The sequence below is a fragment of the Brevundimonas sp. genome (genome assembly GCF_047617075.1).
Taxonomy (GTDB): domain Bacteria; phylum Pseudomonadota; class Alphaproteobacteria; order Caulobacterales; family Caulobacteraceae; genus Brevundimonas.
This window is the reverse complement of record NZ_JBLGCI010000001.1, coordinates 272768-293664: the sequence shown is the minus strand read 5'-3', so window position 1 is coordinate 293664 and position 20897 is coordinate 272768. Positions and strand designations below refer to the sequence as shown.

At 67.0% G+C, this 20897-nt stretch carries 21 protein-coding genes; 12 read left to right on the top strand and 9 right to left on the bottom strand.

The features are described 5' to 3' along the window. Positions 1-199: 199 nt before the first annotated feature. Entirely contained in the window at positions 200-724 is a 525-nt protein-coding gene (locus tag ACI8U3_RS01445) for a hypothetical protein (RefSeq protein ID WP_415013079.1), read from the top strand. Beyond that, positions 721-1122, top strand: coding sequence for a TIGR01244 family sulfur transferase (locus ACI8U3_RS01440; protein ID WP_415013078.1), 402 nt, complete (start codon positions 721-723; stop codon positions 1120-1122). Before ACI8U3_RS01445 ends, ACI8U3_RS01440 begins: the two co-directional genes overlap by 4 nt. Here ACI8U3_RS01440 and ACI8U3_RS01435 read toward each other — a convergent pair. Beyond that, on the bottom strand, positions 1119-1280 hold the full coding sequence (locus ACI8U3_RS01435; RefSeq protein ID WP_415013077.1) for a hypothetical protein: 162 nt from the start codon (positions 1278-1280) through the stop codon (positions 1119-1121). The genes ACI8U3_RS01440 and ACI8U3_RS01435 overlap by 4 nt on opposite strands. A gap of 66 nt (positions 1281-1346) precedes the next feature. On the opposite strand from ACI8U3_RS01435, the gene ACI8U3_RS01430 reads away from it, so the two are divergent. Together ACI8U3_RS01430 and ACI8U3_RS01425 are read left to right on the top strand one after the other, a co-directional pair. Further along, positions 1347-2237, top strand: coding sequence for an MBL fold metallo-hydrolase (locus tag ACI8U3_RS01430; protein ID WP_415013076.1), 891 nt, complete (start codon positions 1347-1349; stop codon positions 2235-2237). 170 nt (positions 2238-2407) lie between these two features. Beyond that, positions 2408-5212 carry a TonB-dependent receptor gene (locus ACI8U3_RS01425; RefSeq protein ID WP_415013075.1) on the top strand — a complete coding sequence of 935 codons (2805 nt, stop codon included), beginning with the start codon at positions 2408-2410 and terminating at the stop codon, positions 5210-5212. Positions 5213-5279: 67 nt separating this feature from the next. Here the strand turns inward: ACI8U3_RS01425 and ACI8U3_RS01420 are convergent, their stop codons facing one another. Genes ACI8U3_RS01420 through queC form a run of 3 tightly spaced genes read right to left on the bottom strand, consistent with a single transcriptional unit; the run spans position 5280 to position 7011 of the window. Further along, on the bottom strand, positions 5280-5651 hold the full coding sequence (locus tag ACI8U3_RS01420) for a 6-pyruvoyl trahydropterin synthase family protein (RefSeq protein WP_415013074.1): 372 nt from the start codon (positions 5649-5651) through the stop codon (positions 5280-5282). Between the two features lie 8 nt (positions 5652-5659). After that, positions 5660-6292 (bottom strand): 7-carboxy-7-deazaguanine synthase, encoded by a 633-nt coding sequence (gene queE, locus ACI8U3_RS01415; RefSeq protein WP_415013073.1) that lies wholly within the window; start codon positions 6290-6292, stop codon positions 5660-5662. Further along, on the bottom strand, positions 6289-7011 hold the full coding sequence (queC, locus tag ACI8U3_RS01410; protein WP_415013072.1) for a 7-cyano-7-deazaguanine synthase QueC: 723 nt from the start codon (positions 7009-7011) through the stop codon (positions 6289-6291). The genes queE and queC overlap by 4 nt, the downstream gene beginning before the upstream one ends. A 51-nt stretch (positions 7012-7062) precedes the next feature. On the opposite strand from queC, the gene cutA reads away from it, so the two are divergent. The 8 genes from cutA to ACI8U3_RS01370 all read left to right on the top strand — a co-directional run bounded on the left by cutA (position 7063) and on the right by ACI8U3_RS01370 (position 12061). Beyond that, positions 7063-7401: a divalent-cation tolerance protein CutA gene (gene cutA, locus ACI8U3_RS01405; RefSeq protein WP_415013071.1), complete on the top strand. Its 339-nt coding sequence runs from the start codon at positions 7063-7065 to the stop codon at positions 7399-7401. Between the two features lie 92 nt (positions 7402-7493). Next, positions 7494-9122, top strand: coding sequence for a response regulator (locus tag ACI8U3_RS01400; RefSeq protein WP_415013070.1), 1629 nt, complete (start codon positions 7494-7496; stop codon positions 9120-9122). 37 nt (positions 9123-9159) lie between these two features. After that, on the top strand, positions 9160-9630 hold the full coding sequence (locus ACI8U3_RS01395; protein ID WP_415013069.1) for a PaaI family thioesterase: 471 nt from the start codon (positions 9160-9162) through the stop codon (positions 9628-9630). Further along, positions 9627-10037, top strand: coding sequence for a PaaI family thioesterase (locus ACI8U3_RS01390; protein ID WP_415013068.1), 411 nt, complete (start codon positions 9627-9629; stop codon positions 10035-10037). The genes ACI8U3_RS01395 and ACI8U3_RS01390 overlap by 4 nt, the downstream gene beginning before the upstream one ends. 56 nt (positions 10038-10093) lie before the next feature. Next, a complete protein-coding gene (locus ACI8U3_RS01385) occupies positions 10094-10447 on the top strand; it encodes a hypothetical protein (RefSeq protein ID WP_415013067.1) in 354 nt (117 codons plus the stop codon). Between the two features lie 65 nt (positions 10448-10512). After that, positions 10513-10863 carry a hypothetical protein gene (locus ACI8U3_RS01380; RefSeq protein ID WP_415013066.1) on the top strand — a complete coding sequence of 117 codons (351 nt, stop codon included), beginning with the start codon at positions 10513-10515 and terminating at the stop codon, positions 10861-10863. An 86-nt stretch (positions 10864-10949) separates the two neighbouring features. Beyond that, positions 10950-11378, top strand: a complete 429-nt coding sequence (locus ACI8U3_RS01375; protein ID WP_415013065.1) for a hypothetical protein — start codon at positions 10950-10952, stop codon at positions 11376-11378. Positions 11379-11428: 50 nt separating this feature from the next. Then, entirely contained in the window at positions 11429-12061 is a 633-nt protein-coding gene (locus tag ACI8U3_RS01370; protein WP_415013064.1) for a S24 family peptidase, read from the top strand. Between the two features lie 57 nt (positions 12062-12118). Here ACI8U3_RS01370 and ACI8U3_RS01365 read toward each other — a convergent pair whose 3' ends face one another. The 5 genes from ACI8U3_RS01365 to ACI8U3_RS01345 all read right to left on the bottom strand — a co-directional run bounded on the left by ACI8U3_RS01365 (position 12119) and on the right by ACI8U3_RS01345 (position 20854). Continuing rightward, the gene (locus ACI8U3_RS01365) at positions 12119-12658 is read right to left on the bottom strand and encodes an SH3 domain-containing protein (RefSeq protein ID WP_415013063.1); all 540 of its coding nucleotides are present in this window, start codon (positions 12656-12658) and stop codon (positions 12119-12121) included. 294 nt (positions 12659-12952) lie between these two features. Further along, entirely contained in the window at positions 12953-14626 is a 1674-nt protein-coding gene (locus ACI8U3_RS01360) for a lysine--tRNA ligase (protein ID WP_415013062.1), read from the bottom strand. Between the two features lie 52 nt (positions 14627-14678). After that, positions 14679-15578 carry a UDP-3-O-acyl-N-acetylglucosamine deacetylase gene (lpxC, locus tag ACI8U3_RS01355; protein WP_415013061.1) on the bottom strand — a complete coding sequence of 300 codons (900 nt, stop codon included), beginning with the start codon at positions 15576-15578 and terminating at the stop codon, positions 14679-14681. A gap of 153 nt (positions 15579-15731) precedes the next feature. After that, positions 15732-17318 carry a cell division protein FtsZ gene (ftsZ, locus tag ACI8U3_RS01350; RefSeq protein ID WP_415013060.1) on the bottom strand — a complete coding sequence of 529 codons (1587 nt, stop codon included), beginning with the start codon at positions 17316-17318 and terminating at the stop codon, positions 15732-15734. A 233-nt stretch (positions 17319-17551) separates the two neighbouring features. Next, positions 17552-20854, bottom strand: coding sequence for a TonB-dependent receptor domain-containing protein (locus ACI8U3_RS01345; protein WP_415013059.1), 3303 nt, complete (start codon positions 20852-20854; stop codon positions 17552-17554). Positions 20855-20897: the final 43 nt, after the last annotated feature.

Here is a 20897-nt window from a genome sequence, read left to right as displayed (position 1 = left end):
ACCGGAAAAATTCCCGGCAGATTGGACGGCACGATAGGAATTGCGGCGTAACAGCGTCAACGGAATTACAGGCCTGTAAGGTTGTCGTCGCCAGACTGTCGCATTCGCGCCACGGTTCTGTCGCCGAAGGCCCTTGCTGGCGAAGCACCGCCGCCGGTGTCATAGGTGTGCGACATCGTCGACGACCGAGGTTCGCATCATGACTTTTCTTCGCAAGGCGCTCCCCCTTGTGGCCGTGCTGGCCGTTCCCTTCTCGACCCAGGCCCAGGAAGCGCCCCGGCCGGAGCTGCTGAACCGGCTGACGGCTTGCAGGGCAACGGCTGACGAGGCCGCGCGACTGGCCTGCTATGACGCCGCCGTAGCCGCGCTGGACGCCGCCGAGCGCGAAGGCGAGGTGGTGGTGGTGGACCGCGCCCAGGTGCGCGACAGCCGCCGCGCCCTGTTCGGCTTCGACCTGCCCAGCCTTCCGGCATTCGGGCGCGTGACCACGGGCGAAGACGAGGTGTCCAGCGTGGAGACCACCCTGACCCGGGCCAGCCGCGGCGGCGACGGCAAATGGGTTTTCCGCCTGGCCGACGGCTCGACCTGGCGCCAGATTGATTCGGAATCGGTATTCTTCCCCAACCGTGAGGGTACCGAAGTGCGGGTTCGCCGCGCCGCCCTCGGCAGCTTCATGATGACCGTCGGCAGCAGCCGCGCCATTCGCGTACGGCGGGACCAGTGAGCTTCCGATCGCTTGAACCGGGCGTTCATGTCTGGGGCCAGATCAGCGAGGACGACGTAACCTCGGCCAGGAATCTGGGCGTCACGCTCATCATCAACAACCGGCCCGATGGCGAAGACCCCGGCCAGCCGACCTCTGCTCAGATTGAGGCCTGGTCGCGGGCGGCGGGCCTGAGTTACGCTTGGCAGCCCATTCAGGGCCGCCCCACGCCCGAGCAGGCGACCGCCATGGCCGATTTGCTGAACACGTCGGACTCGGCGCTGATCTATTGCCGGTCCGGCATGCGTTCGGCCGCTGCATGGGCCATGGGCCGCGCGTCGTCGGGAGAGATGACGCCGGATGAGGCGCGGGCGGCCGCGGCCGCCGCAGGCTATGACCTGTCAGGCCTGCCGCTCTAGCGTTCCACCGCCGCGCGCACTGCATAGGGCGCGGCCGGTTCGGGCGTGCAGGCGGCGGCGATCAGTTGCATCGCCATGACACACAGCACGGCGGCGATCAGCGGCTGGAGCCGATTTGAGACAGTGATGAGGGCGTCAAGGGCGATAGTTCGGGCCATTTCGGCGTCTCCGGGCGGTTCAGACCGTCTTGACCGCAAGCGCCGCGCCGTCCGGAATGGGACGCCATGATCCCCTATGTGAAAGCGTTCGATCCCGAATACGGCGTCTGCCGCCGCGTCTCGCCGCGCATCCGGCGGGTCACGGCGAACAATCCTGGACCGTTCACCTTCACGGGGACGGGAACCTACATCGTCGGAAACGGAACCGTAGCGGTGATCGACCCCGGGCCGGACGACGCGGCGCATCTGAAGGCCCTGCTGGCGGCGGTTGAGGGCGAGACGGTCAGCCATGTGCTGGTGACCCACACGCACCGGGACCATGCGCCGCTGGCCCGGCCTTTCGCGGACGCGGTGGGGGCGCTGGTGCTGGCGGCGCGGCCGCCGGCGCGGGAGACCCATGCGTCGGGCGGGCTGGACGAGGCGGAGGATCAGGCTTTCCGACCGGATGTGATCCTGACGGACGGCGACCGGATCGTGGGGCCGGACTGGACGTTGGAGACCCTGGCCACGCCGGGGCATGCGTCCAACCATCTGGCCTTCGCCCTGATCGAGGAGAACGCCCTGTTCAGCGGCGACCATGTGATGGGCTGGGCCACCAGCGTGGTGGCGCCGCCGGACGGGGACATGGGCGCCTATATGGACAGCCTTGAGCGGGTGACGGCGCGGGGGTTCAAGACCCTGTGGCCCACCCACGGCGCGCCGGTTACGGACGTGGCGCCGTTCCTGACGGCGTACAGGACGCACCGACTGGAGCGCGAGGCCCAGATTCTCGCGCGGCTGGAGGCGGGGGACCGCACCATCGGCGAGATGGTCCCGGCCCTGTACGCGGCGGTGGATCAGCGCCTGTGGCCGGCCGCCTCGCTGTCGGTGCTGGCGCACCTGATCGATCTGGTCCGGCGGGGCTTGGTCGTGTGTGACGGCGAGGCGGGGCTGGGGTCTGTGTTTCGTCCGGCGTGACCTGATTGCCTCATCCCCACGGCGGCGCACCGCCCCAAGGTCAAGTTCGCAGGACTGACACACAACCAAGACATCGGTGTCATGAAGCTTGGCCATAGCGGGCCTCGAAAGTCGTCAGACCGTGTGCGGATCATTCCGTGCGGTCGGCGACGCCCACCGAGGACCGCACCATGACCCTGACCGCCCGAGCCCTCGCCACCGCCTCCGTGCTGGCGCTTCTCGCCCCCGCCGCCGTTTACGCCCAGGCGCCCGCCGGCCAGATTCAGGGCCGGGTCACCTCGACCGAGACCGGCGCGCCCCTGACCGGCGCTCGCGTCAGCGTGGCCGGAAGCCCCGTGGTCGCCCTGACCGACGAGGCCGGCGCCTTCACCCTGACCGGCGTGCCCGCCGGCGCCGCGACGGTGACTGTGAGCTATCTGGGTCTGGCGGACGCCAGCGCGACCGTCGAGGTGGCCGCAGGCCGTGCGGCCAGCGTCAACGTCGCCCTGGGCGGCGAGGCCGGCGTGACCGTGGCCGAGGTTGTGGTGATGTCGCAGCGCATCGCCCAGAACGACGCCCTGAACCGCTATCGCAACTCCGACGCCATCGCCAACTACGTGGCCGCCGACGACATCGGCCAGTTCGTCGACCAGAACGTGGCCGAGAGCCTGCAGCGCCTGCCGGGCGTGTCCATCACCCGCGACCAGGGCGAGGGCCGTTTCGTCAGCGTGCGCGGCGTCGGTCCGGGCCTGAGCACCGTGACCATCAACGGCATGCGCATCGGCACGCCCGAGGACGGCGACCGCGCCGTGCCGCTGGACGTGATCCCCTCGGGCTCCATCGACCTGCTGGAGATCGTTAAGGTTCCCACCCCGAACATGCCGGGCGACGCCATCGGCGGCTCCATCGACGTGCGCTCGGGCTCGCCGTTCAACGAGAACCAGAACTACAATTTCCGCTATCGCGTGGAAGGCTCGTACAGCGAGCTGAGCGAGGACTTCAATCCGGAAGCGCGCCTGAACTACACCAGCCTGTTCAGCGTCGGCGGCGGTCAGGACAACCTGGGCGTCTCGCTGGGCATGAACTACCTGGACCGCAACTTCCAGTCGGACAACATCGAGGCGGCCTACAGCTTCAACGACGACCTGGGCGACGACGAGTTCGTGGTCGAGGAAGTCCAGCTGCGCAAGTATTTCGTCAATCGCGAACGCTATGGCGCCAACCTGAACCTGGAATACCGGCCGACGGCGAACGACACCTTCTTCGCCAACGCCCTGTTCAGCCGCTTCACCGACGCCGAGACGCGCCAGCGCAGCATCTTCGTGTTCGCCGACGGCGACCTGACCGGTTTCGACGGCGAGACCGCCACCTATGAGGACATCGCCGAGGACGGCTTCCGTCGCCGCATCCGCTTCCGCACCAAGGATCAGGACACCCTGGCCCTGGCCTTCGGCGGCGAACATCAGCGCGGGCTGTGGTCGTTCGATTACCGCATCGGCCACTCCATGACCGACGAGAACGTGCCTGACGAGATCGAGGGCAGGTTTGAGAACGATCAGTCGCCCCTGGACGCCGTAGTTCGCCAGGGCTCGGGCATCCCGACGTTCGAAATCCGTGACGGCGGCGCGGCGGATGCGAGCTATCTGAACAACGCCAACTACGCCCTGGATCGCGTGGTTCTGGTGCCCAAGTTCGTGGACGACGACGACACCAACCTGAACTTCAACGTCGAGCGGGCGGACGCCTTCGGCGTGGCGGGCTTCACCCTGAGCGGCGGCGTGGACATGCGCTTCAAGAGCAAGGTGGCCGATGTGGGCGAAACCGAGCTGCGCGACGTGCCGGACGTGCGGCTGGACCAGTTCACCACCGACGCGCCCGACTATCCGTTCCACCCCATCGGCGACGGGATCAGCAGCGACCTGTTCGTGGACTACTACAACGCCAACCTGGGCGACATCCTGGAGCGCCCGCAGGACGTCGAGGACAACCTGATCCTGAACGTGGCCGACGACTATTCGGCGGACGAGGACGTGTCGGCCGGTTATCTGATGGGCACTTGGGACAACGGCCCGTGGCGCTTCATCGTCGGCGCGCGGGTTGAGCACACCGAGTTCTCGGCCGAAGGTTCGGAGCTGAACTTTGACGATAACGGCGATCTGACCATCAACCCGCGCTCGGTCGAATCCAGCTACACCAACGTCCTGCCGGGCATCCACGCCCGCTTCACCCCGCGCGACGATCTGGTCATCCGCGCGGCCTGGAGCAACACCATCGCGCGGCCCAGCTTTGGCGACCAGTCGCCCCGCTTCGAGATCAACAACGAGGATGTCGAGATCGACATGGGCAACCCGGATCTGGAGCCCTACGAATCCAGCAATCTGGACCTGCTGCTGGACTGGTATCCCGGCGGCGGTTCGGTGATGTCCGTGGGCCTGTTCTCCAAGGAGCTGGACAGCTACATCGTCGAGCGCACCTTCCAGAACGACGCCATGTTCCCGGGCTTCGAGGTCACGCGGCCGGTCAACGGCACCGACGCCTCGATCCGCGGCATCGAGCTGAATCTGGAGCAGGAACTGGGCCGCTGGGCCCCGGCGCTGGACGGCGTGCTGATCGGCGCCAACGCCACCCTGCTGGACACCGAGTTCAACGTGGACGGCCGCACCGAGACCTTCAGCCTGCCCCAGGCGGCGGAAGAGACGGCCAACTTCTACGTGGGCTATGAGCAGGGCCGGTTCAGCGGCCGGGTCAGCTATTCCTTCCGGGGCGAGTACCTGGAGGAGATCGGCGACAGCCGCGAGTTCGACATCTATGTGATGGAGAGCCAGCAGCTGGACCTGACCGCCTCGTTCCGCGTGAACGACGCCATCGAGATGTTGTTCGAGGCGCAGAACCTGCTGGATGACCCGCTGGAGCTGTACCAGGGCACGCCCGACACCACCCTGCAGTTCGAGGAATACGGCGCCACCTTCGCCATCGGGCTGAAGGGCCGGTTCTGATCCTCGACCGATAAAGACACTCCGCCTCGCCTCCCCCGCCCCGTGCGGGGGAGGTTTTTCTTTTGCGTCAGAGCTCCAGGGCGCAGCGTTCGTGGATGGTGGGGCGGCTGACGACCACGCGGGACAGGCCCGGCCAGGCGGGGGTCAGGCGGCGGGCGAACCAAAGGCACAGGTGTTCGAGGGAGGGGATTTCGAGCCCCTCGTGCTCGTTCAGCATGCCGTGGTCCAGCTCGCCGGCGGCGGCCTTCAACGCAGCGTCCAGCGCATTCAGGTCCGCGACCCAACCGTTGGCGTCCAGCCGGTCGGATCGGATCGACACCTCCACCTGAAACGAGTGGCCGTGGATGCGGCGATAGGGGCTGCCCTCCGGCTCGTTGGGGAAGTGGTGCGCCGCATCGAAGGTGGCGGCCTTGGTGATTTCGAAGACAGGCTGGGTCATGTCAGGGGTCAACGCACGCCGATGTATTTGTGGGTCTGGACGCTGAGGCGCCATTTGGGGTGTTGCAGGCAGTAGTCCATGGCCGCCGCCGTGTTCGCCTCGGTGTCCGGGCCGTCCATGGGCTGGAGCCAGAAGCGTTCGAAGGCCATGTCCGCGAACTGTTCGGGCCGTGCCAGGGCCTGGGGATACACCAGTTTCAGCTCCTGCCCCGTGGTCTGGAGAACCGGGGCGTCGGCCTTGGGGCTGACGCAGATCCAGTCGAGCCCGTCCGGCGCGACGACGGTGCCGTTGGTCTCCACCGCGATCTCGAAGCCGCGGTCGTGCAGGGCGGCGATCAGGGGCGGGTCCAGCTGCAGCAGGGGCTCGCCGCCGGTGCAGACCACCAGACGAGGCCCTCCCTGCCCGCCCCGCCACAGGGAGGCGACGCGGTCGGCCAGATCATCCGGCGAGGCGAACTTGCCGCCGTCGGGGCCGACGCCGACGAAGTCGGTGTCGCAGAACGAGCAGACGGCCGTGGCGCGGTCCTGCTCGCGCCCGCTCCACAGGTTGCAGCCGGAAAAGCGCAGGAACACGGCCGGGCGGCCCGCCTGGCCGCCCTCGCCCTGAACGGTGAGGAAGATTTCCTTGACGGTGTAGGTCACGCGTCGCCCGCCGCCCATTGCTGATAACCGGCAGCGCGCAGCTCGCACGCCGGGCAGGTTCCGCAGCCGTAACCCCACGGATGACCGTGCTCGCGGTCGCCAAGATAGCAGGTGTGGCTGTCCTCGATGATGAGGTTCACGAGGGCCTCGCCGCCCAGATCGTCAGCCAGGGCCCAGGTCTGGGCCTTGGTCAGATGCATCAGGGGCGTCGCGATGGGGACCGGCTTGTCCAGACCCAGGGACAGGGCCTGCTGCATGGCGTCCATGGTCTCGCGGCGGCAGTCGGGGTAGCCGGAGTAGTCCGTCTCGCACATGCCGCCCACCAGCACCTCCAGCCCGCGCCGGTCGGCCAGGGCGGCGGCGTAGGTCAGGAACACCAGATTGCGGCCCGGCACGAAGGTGGTAGGCAGGCCGCGCGCGTCCATCTCGATGGCCCGGTCGGCGGTCAGGGCGCTGTCGGCGATCCGGCCGAAGCCGGTGATGTCCACCACATGGTCGGGGCCGAGGCGGTCGGCGTATCGGGGCAAGACGCGGGCCATGCCGCTGCGCACCGTCTGTCGCGCCTGCATCTCCACCGCATGGCGCTGGCCATAGTCGAAGCCCACGGTTTCGACCCGCGCGAAACGGTCCAGCGCCCAGGCCAGGCACGTGGCGCTGTCCTGCCCGCCCGAGAACAGAACCAGGGCGGAGGACGAAGGGTTGATCGGGGAAGCGCTCATGACAAATCTGCGGTCGGCCCGGGGGCCGCGCGCATGCAAGGGAGTCCAGTGATGAAAAACGAAGTGGCGGTGCTTTACACCACATGGCCCGACGCGGAAAGCGCGGCGGCGGCGGGGCGCGTTCTGGTGGGCGAAGGGCTGTGCGCCTGCGTAAACGTGCTGGCCCCGATGCGCTCCATCTATCGCTGGTCCGCCGCCGTCGAGGAAACGGTGGAGGTTCCGGCCCTGTTCAAGACGACGGCGGTCGCCGCGCCGACGCTGAAAACCCGAGTTCTGGCCCTCCATCCTTACGACAACGCCTGCATCCTGATGTTACCGGTAGCACAAGAGGGCTCATCGACAGCGTTCACGGACTGGATCCGGCAAGGAGTAACGTCGATAGACGAATGAATTCTCTCGCCTTTTGAGATTCATCCCCAGCTTAACCCTTCGGCAAAGCCTGATGGGGCAGTGTGGTCCGGTAACAGGGAGTTCTCGGCCGTATGCCGACGATCGAGTCCATCGCCGAACGGATCACGCCGGCCGGCCTGAATACCCTCGGTCACGAGGTGTACGCGCGCTTCCTCCGGGAGCCGGACACCCTCGTCATACCCGTCGTGGAGCACGGTCGTCCGATCGGGCTGATCGAGCGGGACGCCTTCCTGCTGAAATTCGCAGACGATCACGGGCACGCCCGTTATGCGCATCGGTCCGTCGAGCTGCTCATGGACGCGGAGCCGGCTGTGGTCGATGCCGGCGTGATGATCGACGCCTTCGCCGGTCCCATCCTGAACAGCGGCCCCGGAGCCCTGCTGCGCGGCTTCATCGTCACCCGTGACGGCGCCTACTGGGGCGTAGGAACGGCTGTCGGTCTGCTTCGCGCCGCGAGCGAGGGCAAGGACCGGCAGATCCGTGATCTGGCGCTCAAGGAAGAAGCGCGGGTCCAGGAGCAGGAACGCGCTCTGGCCGTCGCTCGGGGGCGTTGCGATTTTCTCAATGCCTTGGGCCATGACCTGCGCACACCGCTGAATGGCGTATTGGCGGTGGCGGAGCTTCTGCAACGCCAGCCGCTGGGGGCCAACGCACAGGCTCATGTTCAGACCATCGTCGACTCCTCGGATACCCTGCTCCGTATCCTGCAGGACGCGATGGACGTAAGCCGCGCCGAAGCCGGCGACCTGCTCTTTGAACCGCGCCCCACGGACCTGCGGGGGCTGATGGACGCACTGCAGGCCGAATGGGAGCCGCGCGCGCTCGGCCAGGGCGTTCGCCTGATGATCGGTTACGATGGCGACACCGAGCTGGCCGCCGAGATGGATGGCGGCCGCCTGAAGCAGGTGTTCGACAACCTCATCGGCAACGCCCTCAAATTCTCGCGCGGCGGGATGGTCGAGGCCAGCCTGAAGGCGCGCGCGACCGGCGGTTCCGTCGTTATCGAAGCACGGGTGCGCGACAGCGGATCGGCCCTGGCCGGGCTGGCGGAAGAGGACCTGTTCGCCACCTTCATCACAGCAGCGGACCACGGCGCGGCCCCGGACGGCGTCGGCCTGGGCCTGTCGATCTGCCGACACATCGTTCACGGCATGGGCGGCAGCATCTGGGCCGAACGGAATCAGGGCAAGGGGGTCACCTTCGCCTTCGACCTGTGCGCGCCCCAGGCGATCATCAGGTCCGAAGCCGATACGAATGTCTCAGAGATCGCCGAACTGAATCTTCAGAGCCAGCCGCACGTTCTGATCGTCGATGACAACGCCACCAACCGCGTGGTGGCCCAGGCCCTTTGCGAAATGTTCGGTTGCACCTCGGAAACCGCAGAGGACGGCCAGGAGGCGCTGGACGCCGTGCAGGCCACGCGCTTCGACCTGATCCTGATGGACATCAAGATGCCGCGCATGGACGGGGTCGCCGCGACCAAGGCCATCCGGGCGCTGCAAGGTCCGGCGGCGACGACGCCGATCATCGCCCTGACCGCCAACGCGGACCCGGACGACGCCAAGAAGTACATCGCGTGCGGCATGGCCGCCGTGGTGGAGAAGCCGATCAAGCCGGAACGCCTTCGCATGGCCATGAACACGGCTCTGGCTGATGCGGACTCCCAGCCGGCGTCCGAGGCCGCGCGCCGCGCCGGCTAGGCTGTCTCCAGTTCAAACAATGGTCTAGGAACGGTTCATGGCCGTGACCATCGAATCCCTATTGCCCCAGCTGGCCGCAGGCGCGGCGCACACCCACGCCCTCGGCTTTCGTTTCGAGGCGCTGGAGGGCGATTCGGTGATCCTCTCGGCGCCGTACCGCCAGGAGCTGGTGGGCGATCCAGAAGCGGGCGTGCTGGCCGGCGGCCTGGTCACCGCCATGCTGGATCATGTGGGCGGACTGGCCGTCTGGGTCGCACTCGGCGAATTCCGACCCATCGCGACGCTGGATCTGAGAGTCGACTACATGCGGGCGGCGGAGCCGGGCCTGGATCTTCGGGCCAGCGCCCGGTGTTATCGCCTGACCCATTCCATCGGTTTCGTGCGCGCCTTCGCCTATGACAGCGATCCGGAAGATCCGGTCGCGGCGGCCCAGGCGGCCTACATCGTCAATTCCGACGGCGAGCGCGGCCCCGGCGCCAATGTGCCGCGCCCGCAGGTGACGGCGTGAGCGAGTCGGTGGCGTTCGATCTGGACAGCATTCCCTACGCCCGCTTCCTGGGGCTCAGGTCACTCGTGTCGGGTGATGAACTGACGGTCGTGATGCCTTTTTCACCGCAGTTGATCGGCAACCCCATTCTGCCGGCGCTACACGGCGGGGCCACCGCCGCGATGCTGGAGCTGACGGCCACGGCCCAGCTGGCGCTGCTGCACCCTCGGCCCCGACTGCCCCGCCCCATCAATGTGACGGTGGCGTATCTTCGCTCGGGAAAGCCTCTGGACACCTTCGCTCGCGCCCACGTCAGCAAGGCCGGTCGCCGGGTCGCCACGGTGACCGTCGAGGCGTGGCAGGATGAACGCCGACAGCCGATCGCGACCCTGACGGCGCATTTCCTGCTCGGCAACCTAAACGAGTAATATTGCATTATTCGCGTTAAGCGTGTTTTCTCTCCTCCATCAGTGAGGAGTGGGCAATGCATCGCGACATCATCGGCAAGGACCTGAGCCGGAAGGTTCATGCTGCAGAAGCAGCGGTTGACCACGCCCTGATTGAAACAGCCGTGCTCGTCGCCGCGCTTCCGGAAGCCCGGATGCGGGCGGGCTTGTCGGCGACCACCGGTCAGGCCGCCTTTGATGATCTGGCCGCGTCCCTCTCCGCCCTGACGCAGGCGCGCGCCCGTCTCGGCGGCGCCCATCGCACCCTGTCCGCGCTGGCCCGTCGACTGGGTCTCGACGTCGTGGCGGCAGGCCCTGTCGACAAGCCGGATGATCAGCCGCCCATGGACGGATCGGGCGGCGTTCGCGCGAACATGGTGAACGAGACGTAAAGACCCTACCCATGGCGACCGAAGCGTGTTAACACTTCACTAACCATCAGTGGAGGGTTCTTAAAGTGTACAAGGCTGAAATCGTCGACGGCGTCGCCAATGAGCTGTACGCCACGGAGAAGGCGCTGGACGCCGCCATCGCCCAGTCCAGCGCGCTGGTTCAGACGATGATCGCGTCGCGCGAGCCGCTCGGCGTGTCGGCCATCGCCGGCGCCGGCGCCCAGGCCAAGGCCATGGAAGCGGTCGCCGCCCTCGCCGAAGCCCGCTCGGCCATCATCGCCGCGCACCAGGAACTGGCCAAGGACCACCGCCGCATGGGCTGGGGCACCTACGCCGTCGGCCCCGTCGAGAAGCCCGACGACATGGAGCGCCCCTCGGAGCGTCCCTTCGTTCGCCCGGACCTGCGCGTCGCTTAATTCTTCGTAATCTCGGCATTGACCGTTTCGGTTGATGCGAAATGTCTTCATGATCGCCCCCAGGTCCACGACTTGGGGGCGTTCGCATGTTCGAAACACTCTATACCCAGATCGGGGCCGTCCTTGTGGTCGCCGTTCTGGGCTTCGCCTTGTGGAAAGGCGAAGAGCCGGAAAGAGGTTTCGCGGGCCTTTATCTGGTGGCCTGGCTTGCGACTATGTTGGTCCAGAACAGGACCGACCTGTTCCATCTACAGTATGGAATGTTGGCGATTGATCTCGTGTTTCTCGTGTTCCTGATCGGTCTGACCTGGAAGACCGACAGAACCTGGCCCTCTTGGGCGTTGGCGTTTCAGTTACTGATTCTGGCGGGGATTTTGATCCCCTGGTTTGACCCACGGCTGCCTGCCTGGTCACATCTGGCCGTGTTGAATCTCGCCACGCTCGGCCTGCTCGGCTCCCTTGCCGTCGGCACCTTCTGGGTGTGGCAGGAACGGCGAGCCGCCGGGCTCGAATAGCGGCTTTTATTCCTATTTCATGATACCTTCGGGCGAATCGGGAGATCGCCTTGGCGCTGACGCATGCCCAATTGTGGAAAGGTCTGGACGCGCTGGCGGCGCGGCAGGGCCTGACGCCGTCGGCGCTGGCGCGGGCGGCGGGGCTGGATCCCACCAGCTTCAACCGGTCCAAGCGGTTTGGGCCGGGTGAGCCGCCAAGGCCGCGCTGGCCGTCCACCGAAAGCCTGACCCGGGCGCTGGACGTGGCGGGGGTCAGCCTGGGGGATTTCGCGCGGCTGGCGCGGGATGCGGCCTCGGCCGAGAGCGTGCCCCTGCTGGGTATGGCCCAGGCGGGGGCGGACGGCTTCTTTGACGACGCGGGCTATCCCACCGGTCAGGGATGGGACCGCACCCTGCTGCCCGCCGCCGGGGACACGCGATTCAGCCTGAAGATCAGCGGCGACTCCATGACGCCCCTGTACCGCGAGGGCGACGTGGTGATCGTGGACCGGGCCGTGACCGATGTGCGCAAGGGCGACCGGGTGGTGGTGCGCACCACCGGCGGCGAGGTCATGGCCAAAGAGGTCACGCGCCTGACCGCCACGCGGGTGGAGCTGAGCTCCATCAATCCGGCCCATCCGCCCCGCACCCTGCACCCGCGCGACATCGACTGGATGGCGCGCATCCTGTGGGTCAGCCAGTAGGCACGAAGAAGGGCCGCCCCTTTCGGAGCGGCCCTCGCCTCGCGTGTGATGGGAGAGTCAGTACGCGCGGCGGACGTAGCCGGAGTGGACGTAGCCGCCGCCGGCGAGCTGCAGCCATTCGCCTTGCGCCCCGGCGACCTGGAAGCTCTGACCGGCGCTGAGCGAGCCGACCTGGCCGTAGCCGGTGGAGGGGCCCGAGCGGATGCGCAGGTTGCTGGTGGCCACATAGGCGTTGGCCTGGGCCGCGGCCTCCGCATGGCCGTTGTTGTAGCCGGCGTTGTAGTTGTCGAAGCGGGCGCGCTGCTGGCGGCAACCGATGTAGGAGCCGGCCGCTGCGCCCAGGACGCCGCCGCCCACCGCGCCCAGCTCACGCTCGTTGCGCGAAATCTGGGTGCCCAGGGCCGCGCCCAGCAGGCCGCCGATCACGGCGCCGGCTTGCTGGCGGCCGCCGGGGGCGTCACAGCCGATGATGCCGGAGCCCATGGGGCGCTGGGGCTGGGGACCGTACGACTGGGCCGATGCGGTTCCCGCCAGGCCCATGGCGCCGGCCATGATCACCGCCAGAGCGGCTTTCGAGGAAGACTTCAGATTCGACATGACGCTCTCTCCTTTGCTCGATCGTTGTCGATGAGGAGAGGCTAGGCCCCCGAAGCTGAAGCGGTTCAGACGCGGGCGGTTAGGTGGGGTTCATGATTGTTGAGGGCGCTAACGCGGTCGCTCGCTGCTTGAGCGCAGCCAGGGCGCTAACGCTCGCGACGCGGTCGCTCGCTGCTTGAGCGCAGCCAGGGCGCTAACGCTCGCGACGCGGTCGCTCGCTGCTTGAGCGCAGCCAGGGCGCTAACGCTCGCGACGCGGTCGCTCGCTGCTTGAGCGCGTGGCGCCTGCCCTCGCCTACTGCGCCAGTTCCCCGCGCGCGCCCTGTTCCAGCAGGGCGATGGTGCGGTCCAGGCCGTAGATGGCGGCGAAGGAGCCGAAGCGGGGGCCCTGCGACTGGCCCAGCAGTACTTCGTACAGGGCCGCGAACCAGGCGCGCAGGGGCTGGAAGTCGTGTTCCTTGCCCACCGCATAGACTTCGTTCTGGATCACCTCGCCGTCGGTGGTGTCGGCCGGCAGCGCGCGCAGGCGCGCAGCCAGGTCGAGGAAGGCCGCGGCCTCCGCTTCCGTGGGCGCGCGGAAGGCCTTCGTGGGCTTCACGAAGTCCTCGTAGTAGTTCAGCGCATGGCCCATCAGCCGGTCCAGCACCGGTTCGCTCTCGGGCGTGGCGTCGGGCAGGTAGCGGGCGAAATAGGCCCACAGCTCCGCCTTGTTCGACGCGTTGGCGACGCCCACCAGATTCAGCAGCAGCGAGAAGGACGCCGGGCTGGCGTTTTCCGGCGGGGCGCCCGCGTGGATGTGCCAGACCGGGTTGTCGATCTGCTTGGGCGGCTCCTGCGTCGGGAAGGTTGCGATCGCCTGCAGATAGTCGTCGATGGCGCGCGGGATGACGTCGAAGTGCAGCTTCTTGGCCGACTTGGGCGACTGGAACATGTACCAGCTGAGGGACTCCGGCGTGCCGTAGCGCAGCCACTCGTCCATGGTCAGACCGTTGCCCTTGGACTTGGATATCTTCTGGCCGGCCTCATCGAGGAACATTTCATAGTTGAAGCCCTCGGGCGGAACGCCGCCCAGGGCGCGGCAGACCTTGGAGGACACCTTGACGGAGTCGATCAGATCCTTGCCGCTCATTTCATAGTCCACGCCCAGCGCCGCCCAGCGCATGGCCCAGTCGGGCTTCCACTGCAGCTTCACATGGCCGCCGCTGACGGGAACCTCGGTGCGCCCACCGGCCGGGTCGTCGAACACGATGGTCCCGCGATCCAGATTGCGCTCCAGCGTCGGGACCTGCAGCACATGGCCGGTGATCGGGCTGATGGGCAGGAAGGGGGAATAGGTGGCGCGGCGGTCGGGGCCCAGCGTGGGCAGCATGATGGCCTGCACCGCGTCGAAGCGCTCCAGCAGGGTCAGCAGCGCCTGATCAAACCGGCCGGAGCGATAGGCCTCCGTCGAGCTCATGAACTCGTACTGGAAGCCGAAGCCGTCGAGGAAGGTGCGAAGACGGGCGTTGTTGTGGGCGCCGAAGCTGTCGTGGGTTCCGAACGGGTCGCGCACCTGCGTCAGGGGCTTGTGCAGATCCTCGGCCAGCATCTCCGGGTTGGGCACGCCGTCGGGAACCTTGCGCAGGCCGTCCATGTCGTCGCTGAAGGCGATCAGGCGGGTGGGCCAGTGGTCGCCAGTCAGGGCGCGAAAGGCGTTGCGCACCATGGTGGTGCGGGCCACCTCGCCGAAGGTGCCCATGTGCGGCAGGCCGGAGGGGCCATAGCCGGTCTCGAAGATTACCGGGCGCGCGAGGGCCGGGAGCGTGGCCAGGGCCTCGTCCGCCTTGTCCTTGCCGATCAGAGTCGCGGCCAGGTCGCGCTCGGCGTCCGTGCCCAGGCGATGTTTGAGCAGATGGGCCAGCAGATTGCGGGCTTGCTCGAACGGCCAGGAACGGGCCTCACGGGACAGGGCTTCGATGTTTTGCAGCATGGCACGGGCTTAGGGCGCGGAACGCCCGGCGGTCAATGAATTCCGCCGTGGGTCAGCCGACCTGGGCCAGTTCCGGGACGCGGGTGACCTCGCGCCAGGCGTGGGGCGCGGCCAGAAGGGCGCGGACCAGCTGGTTGTTCAGGGCGTGGCCCGCCTTGACGCCTTCGTAGCGGCCAAGCAGGGGCGCGCCCAGCACATAGAGGTCGCCGATGGCGTCCAGCGCCTTGTGCTTGACGAACTCGCGCTCCATCCGAAGCCCGCCGGGGTTCAGGATGGTGTCGCCGTCGATGACCACGGCGTTCTCGAGGCTGCCGCCGCGGGCCAGGCCGGCGCGGCGCAGCGCCTCCACATCCTGGGCGAAGCCGAAGGTGCGCGCGGCCATGATCTGGTCGCGGAAGGTGGCCTCGTCGACCACGAAATCCACCACCTGATTGCCGATGACCTTGGAGTCGAAGTCGATCTCGAAACGCATTTCATAGCGGTCGCAGGGCAGCAGGGCGGCGCGCTTGTCGCCCTCTTCCACCACGATGGGCTCGAGGATCTCGATGTAGCGGACCGGGGCCTGCTGGCGGCGGAAGCCCGCGCGGTCCAGCAACTGCACGAACGGCAGGGCTGAGCCGTCGAGGATCGGCAGTTCGGGGCCGTCCACCTCGACGATGACGTTGGAGACGCCCAGGGCTGCGAAGGCCGCCATCAGGTGTTCGATGGTGGACAGCCGCACGCCGTCGGCGTTTTCGATCATGGTGTTCAGGCGCGCCTCGACCACGGCCTCGCCCGACACCGGGATGCGGTTGTCACGGTCGGTGACGTCGGTGCGCACGAAGACCACGCCCGTGCCCGTGGGCGCCGAGCGGATGGCCAGACGCACGCGCTCGCCCGAATGGACGCCCACACCCGCGCAGATGGCGGGCGCGCTCAGCGTGCGTTCGTGATGATCGTCGCGTCCAAACAAATCCAGATACCCGTAATACTGCCGTCACAAGACGGTCTACGCCCCGTCATGCAGTTAATGACGGGGTCGCAAAGGGTAAATGAAATCAGGGTTTCGGATTGTTTCGATCCATCGCGAAACCCTTGCGCCGCAAGGGATCGCGATGGTTACGAATTAGTTGGCCAGGCGGCGCAGGAAGGACGGGATCTCCAGATCGTCGTCGGCCTGGGTCTGCTGCGGCTCGTCCAAGGGCTGGGCCTGCTGGGTCGGGCGCATCTGGGGCGTAGCCGGGGCGGGCGTTTCCTGCTGGTAGCTCTGGGTCGTGCGGCGACCGCGGCCGAACAGGCTCCAGCCGCGCTTGGGCTCCTGGTTCTCGAACAGGCTGTCGTCGGCGTATTGCGCCGGCTGGGCCGGTTGCGGGGCCGACCGGCGCGCGGGGGCGGGCTCCGGACGACGGTCGAAATACAGATCGCCTTGCTCGGAGTCGGACGCCTCGTCCTCATAGTCATCCACCGAGGGGTCGACGATGCGACCGATGACGCGCTCGGGGTCCGCCGAGGCGGCGGCGGGCTGGGCCGGACGAATGATCGGGTCGGCCTCGACCTTGGGCTGGGGCGCCGGGGCCTGGGCGGCCGGCTGGACCGGCTCGCGGGCGTAGGCCGGGGCGGCGGGCTCACGGGCCGTCATGGGCTCATGACGGGTGGCGGCGGCGTAGCTGGTGGCGGCGGTCGGCGCGGCCGGGGCGCGCGGCGTTTCCACCGGGCGCTGTTGCGGCGGCTGGATCGACTGGGTGGCTTCCTCGTCCATGCCTGTGGCGACCACGGACACGCGCAGCTTGCCTTCCAGCGCCGGGTCGAAGGCGGCGCCGAAGATGAAGTTGGCGTCCATGTCCACCTCGGCCGAGATGGCGTTGGCGGCTTCGTCCACCTCCATCAGGGTCATGTCCATGCCGCCGGTGATGTTCACCAGCACGGCCTTGGCGCCCTTCAGGCTGGTCTCGTCCAGCAGGGGGTTGGCGATGGCGTTCTGGGCGGCCAGCAGGGCGCGGTCCTCGCCGGAGGCCTCGCCGGTGCCCATCATGGCCTTGCCCATTTCGGACATGACGGCGCGCACGTCGGCGAAGTCCAGATTAATCAGGCCCGGCAGGATCATCAGGTCGGTGATGGACCGCACGCCCGAGTGCAGCACCTGGTCGGCCATGCCGAAGGCGTCGGCGAAGGTGGTCTTCTCGTTGGCGACCCGGAACAGGTTCTGGTTCGGGATGACGATGAGGGTGTCGACGTAGCGTTGCAGCTCAGCGATGCCGGCGTCGGCCAGGCGCATGCGGTGGCGGCCCTCGAAGGTGAAGGGCTTGGTGACCACGCCCACGGTCAGGATGCCGCGATCACGGGCGCATTTGGCGATGACGGGGGCCGCACCGGTGCCGGTGCCGCCGCCCATGCCGCCGGTGATGAACACCATGTGGGCGCCTTCCAGATGCTCGTGGATCTCGTCCACGGACTCCTCGGCGGCGTTCATGCCCACTTCCGGATGCGCGCCGGCGCCCAGACCCTGGGTGATGGTGGCGCCCAGCTGGATGCGGCGGTCGGTCTTGGCGAACGACAGATGCTGCGCATCCGTGTTGGCCACGACGAACTCGACCCCTTCGAGGCCGGCGTCGATCATGTTGTTGACGGCGTTGCCGCCGGCGCCCCCGACACCGAACACGACGATGCGGGGCTTGAGTTCAGTGTGTTGCGGCTTCACCAGCGACAGCGACATTTGCGTTTCGACCTTCCGACCCGTTTGTACCGGAACCCTGCGCGACACACCCCCGCGAATCACATGGGCCCGAACCCTGCGTTAATGAAAGAACCATCAACGTTAAGAGATGGTTACCCCCTAGCCTGAGTCGGGGAAATGAAAAGGCCTTTCGGCGTTCGCCGATCCCGAAGAGGCAAAGAAAAAGGGCGGCCCCGAAGGACCGCCCTTTCCCGTTTCCGGATCGGCTGATCCTACCAGAGGCGGTAGTTCAGGCCGACGAAGAAGCGACGACCGTAGGGGTCGAAGTTGCTGTAGAGCGTCGTTCCCAGCCAGGGGTGCTGGTTGTTGTCGAACGCGTTCACGACACCGGCGCGCAGGGCGATATCGTCGTTGACGTTCCAGCGGACCGTGAAGTCGTGGCGAGTGAAGTCACCCGTCTCGAGTTCGCTGGCCGGGCGGGAGTCCTCGTTCACGATGAAGGAGGACGGCAGCACCATCGGCTGGCTGGTCTGCCAGTCGGCGGTCCAGTTCACGCTCCAGGCGTCGTTCGGCGCATAGGTCAGCGACGAGGTCAGACGCACGCGCGGGTAGAACAGACGGCCACCGAGGATGGTGACGTCGGTCGGATCGTCCGCGTTGGTGTACTGCTCCTGCTTCAGCAGCCACAGACCGGTCATGCTGTAGCTGAAGCGACCCCAGTCACGTCCGAGCCAGTCGTAGGTGTCCAGCGCGTAGTTGACGGTGAAGTCGATGCCTTCGGTCTTCAGGGCGGCGTAGTTGATCGAGCCCTGAATGAAGCCGCCGATCGGATCGCCCTGCGGCGCGCCGATGTAGAACTCCCGGCCCGGGGTCGGGTCGTTACGGAAGATCGTGTTACAGGCGGCGGCGTTCAGGCTGGGTCCGTTCACGCAGTTGTTGGCGGCCGTCTGGGCCGACACCGTCGCGATCACGTTCTCAACCTCGATGTCGTAGTAGTCGAGGATGACCGACAGGTTCGGGATGAACCGCGGCTGCAGCACCACCGAGAAGGTGAAGCTTTCCGACTCTTCCGGCTCCAGGAACGGGTTGCCCGCGTTCACACCGGCGACGCCCGAACCGTAAACCGGCACGAAGTCATCGGTGTTGGTGGCCGTATTGCCGGCGAAGTCGAAGCTGAGGCCCTGCTGGGCCGCCAGAGCCGTACAGTTCTGGATCCGGTTGTCCCGGAACTCGGCGTTGGCCGGGTTGTTGATGGCCGCCGTGGCGCAGGGGTCGTTGACGGCGTTGAAGAACGTCTGGGTCGCCGGGCTGAAGTTCTCACCCAGGTTCGGCACGCGAACCGCGGTGTTGAAGCTCGAGCGGAAGGTGATGTCCCGGATCGGACGATAGATCAGGTTCACCCCGTAGACGTCCACCTCGCCCACGGTCGTGTAGTCCGAATAGCGGTAGGAGCCGCTGAGTTCGGCGTACTCGCCCAAGACGGAGTCACGCAGCAGCGGGATCGACAGTTCCGCGAAGCCTTCGTTGCTCTCGTATTCGGCGCCCAGGAAGTCGGGGCCGGTGTTGAGGAACAGGAAGCGGCCGGCGGTGTCGGCGCTGCGGCCGATGCCTTCGGTGTATTCCTTGCGGTACTCGTAGCCCAGAGCCACGCCGATCGGACCGGCGCCCCAGAAGTCCCACAGCTGACCGCCGATGCGGGCCAGGGCCTGGTGCTGTTCGTTGGTCTGACGGACATTGATCTCGGCCGCGGAGTAGGCCAGCGCCTCGTCCGTCTGGTTGCCGGCGCCGAACACGTTCAGCGGAACGCACTCGTCGATCGAGTTGCGACCGTATTCCGTGTCGCGGATGTCGCCGCCGCGGACAAAGTCGGTCAGCGGCAGACCCAGGGCGTCGATGACCTGGATGCGGCAGACGATTTCGCCTGCGGCGCCGACGACGCCGGCGGTGTCGACCACGGCGTCAGCCTGCCATTGGAAGCGCTGGGAGTCGACCGCGATCTCGGTGTTGACGTTCTGCATCTCACCGTAGGTGTAGCCGATGTCCCAGTTGATGTTGTCAACGAACGCCAGGCTGTCGATACGGCCCTCGAAGCCCGTCACGAAACGGGTCACTTCGCGGGTGTTGTTCTGGGCCCGCTCGGGACCGAACATCACGTGGCGAGCGAAGGGCGCGGCGATCACGCCGAGCAGTTGGCTGTCGCCGCCCTGAGTCGGGGGGCCCCAGACCTCAGCGGTGTTCGCGGCGATGGCGTCCTTGACGTTCTGCGGCAGGAAGGCGTTGTCCGACCAGCGCAGATCAAAGGCCTGAACGCCACGCAGAACCGGCGCCGAGGTGGGGCCGTAGGTGATGTCCAGCAGGTTGATGTCGAAGAACGTCGGCTGCGCGACGTCGTCCGAATCCTCGGTGACGTATTTCGCCTCGAAGAAGAAATCGACGTTGGGCGTCACCGCGAAGTTCAGGCCGGCCTGGAAGCGGGCCGATTCCTGCTCGGGCAGGCGCGACGAGGTGGAGAAGTCCGACGGATTGACGCCGTCGCCGCCGATGTTGAACGGCCGCGAGATGCCGGTGTTGCCCACGCGGGTGCCGAAGTCGGCCAGACGGGCGCCGCCGCCTTCGTACCAGAAGGTCTGGCCCGGGGTCACAGCGTAGCACAGCGAGCTGATGCTGGCGCCGGCGCAAGCGCCGCCGTCATAAGGCACGTTCGGATTGTTCAGGTCGCTGGCGCGCTGACCGCCGAACAGGGTCGTCTGACCCCAGCGCGGACGGTCCATGCGGACAACGCCGGTGAACAGGGCCGAGTCGATGATGCCGTCCGACGGAACGGCGGTGGGGTCGGCGTCGACGCCCAGAACGAAGGGCGCATTGGCGATCCACGGAATGTCCAGCGAGGTGACTTCGTCGGTCAGCTCGTACTCGCCGTGAACATAGACGTTCAGGCGATCATCCATGAAGTTCTGACCCAGCAGGGCCGAGACGCGGCGCGTGGCCTCGCCTTCCGAGTTGATCATGCCGTAGTTGGCGTCGATCTCGAGACCTTCGAAGTCGTCGCGCAGGATGAAGTTGATGACGCCCGAAACGGCGTCAGCGCCGTAGATCGACGAGGCGCCGCCGGTGACGATCTCGATGTTCTCGATCAGCAGGCGGGGAATGGTCGAGACGTCGACGGACAGCGAACCGGCCGAGGAACCGACGTGACGACGGCCATCGACCAGGGTCAGGGTCCGGCCGGTGCCGAGGCTGCGCAGGTTGGCGAACTCGAGGCCGCCGTCATTCAGGCCCGAACCGGTGGTGTCCGAGGGCACCAGCGAGTTGGACAGAGCCGGGATCGTGGCCAGGTAGTCGATGACCGTGGTCTGGCCGGTTTCCAGGATGTCGTCGCGGCCGACCTGAATCAGCGGCGTCGGCGCGTTGGCCGGATCACGACGGATCAGCGAGCCGGTGATGACGATCTCTTCGACCGTGGTCGCGTCGTCCCCGGACGGCGGCGGAGCGTCCTGGGCGACGCCCGGAGCCGCAATCGCGAAAGCGGTTGCGAAAGCCGTGCTGCCGAGGAGCAGTTTGCGATTTATTTTCATGGTCTAACCCGAGCTCAGCTGATGAGAAACACAGACAGGCGCC

Excerpts from the sequence above, each read along its gene's own strand:
- ACI8U3_RS01430 (WP_415013076.1), top strand. The coding sequence starts at position 1,347 with ATGATCCCCTATGTGAAAGCGTTCGATCCCGAATACGGCGTCTGCCGC.
- ACI8U3_RS01385 (WP_415013067.1), top strand. The coding sequence starts at position 10,094 with ATGCATCGCGACATCATCGGCAAGGACCTGAGCCGGAAGGTTCATGCT.
- ACI8U3_RS01420 (WP_415013074.1), bottom strand. The coding sequence starts at position 5,651 with ATGACCCAGCCTGTCTTCGAAATCACCAAGGCCGCCACCTTCGATGCG.
- ACI8U3_RS01400 (WP_415013070.1), top strand. The coding sequence starts at position 7,494 with ATGCCGACGATCGAGTCCATCGCCGAACGGATCACGCCGGCCGGCCTG.
- ftsZ (WP_415013060.1), bottom strand. The coding sequence starts at position 17,318 with ATGTCGCTGTCGCTGGTGAAGCCGCAACACACTGAACTCAAGCCCCGC.
- ACI8U3_RS01435 (WP_415013077.1), bottom strand. The coding sequence starts at position 1,280 with ATGGCCCGAACTATCGCCCTTGACGCCCTCATCACTGTCTCAAATCGG.
- ACI8U3_RS01360 (WP_415013062.1), bottom strand. The coding sequence starts at position 14,626 with ATGCTGCAAAACATCGAAGCCCTGTCCCGTGAGGCCCGTTCCTGGCCG.
- ACI8U3_RS01365 (WP_415013063.1), bottom strand. The coding sequence starts at position 12,658 with ATGTCGAATCTGAAGTCTTCCTCGAAAGCCGCTCTGGCGGTGATCATG.
- ACI8U3_RS01375 (WP_415013065.1), top strand. The coding sequence starts at position 10,950 with ATGTTCGAAACACTCTATACCCAGATCGGGGCCGTCCTTGTGGTCGCC.
- ACI8U3_RS01395 (WP_415013069.1), top strand. The coding sequence starts at position 9,160 with ATGGCCGTGACCATCGAATCCCTATTGCCCCAGCTGGCCGCAGGCGCG.
- ACI8U3_RS01425 (WP_415013075.1), top strand. The coding sequence starts at position 2,408 with ATGACCCTGACCGCCCGAGCCCTCGCCACCGCCTCCGTGCTGGCGCTT.
- ACI8U3_RS01445 (WP_415013079.1), top strand. The coding sequence starts at position 200 with ATGACTTTTCTTCGCAAGGCGCTCCCCCTTGTGGCCGTGCTGGCCGTT.
- queC (WP_415013072.1), bottom strand. The coding sequence starts at position 7,011 with ATGAGCGCTTCCCCGATCAACCCTTCGTCCTCCGCCCTGGTTCTGTTC.
- ACI8U3_RS01345 (WP_415013059.1), bottom strand. The coding sequence starts at position 20,854 with ATGAAAATAAATCGCAAACTGCTCCTCGGCAGCACGGCTTTCGCAACC.
- cutA (WP_415013071.1), top strand. The coding sequence starts at position 7,063 with ATGAAAAACGAAGTGGCGGTGCTTTACACCACATGGCCCGACGCGGAA.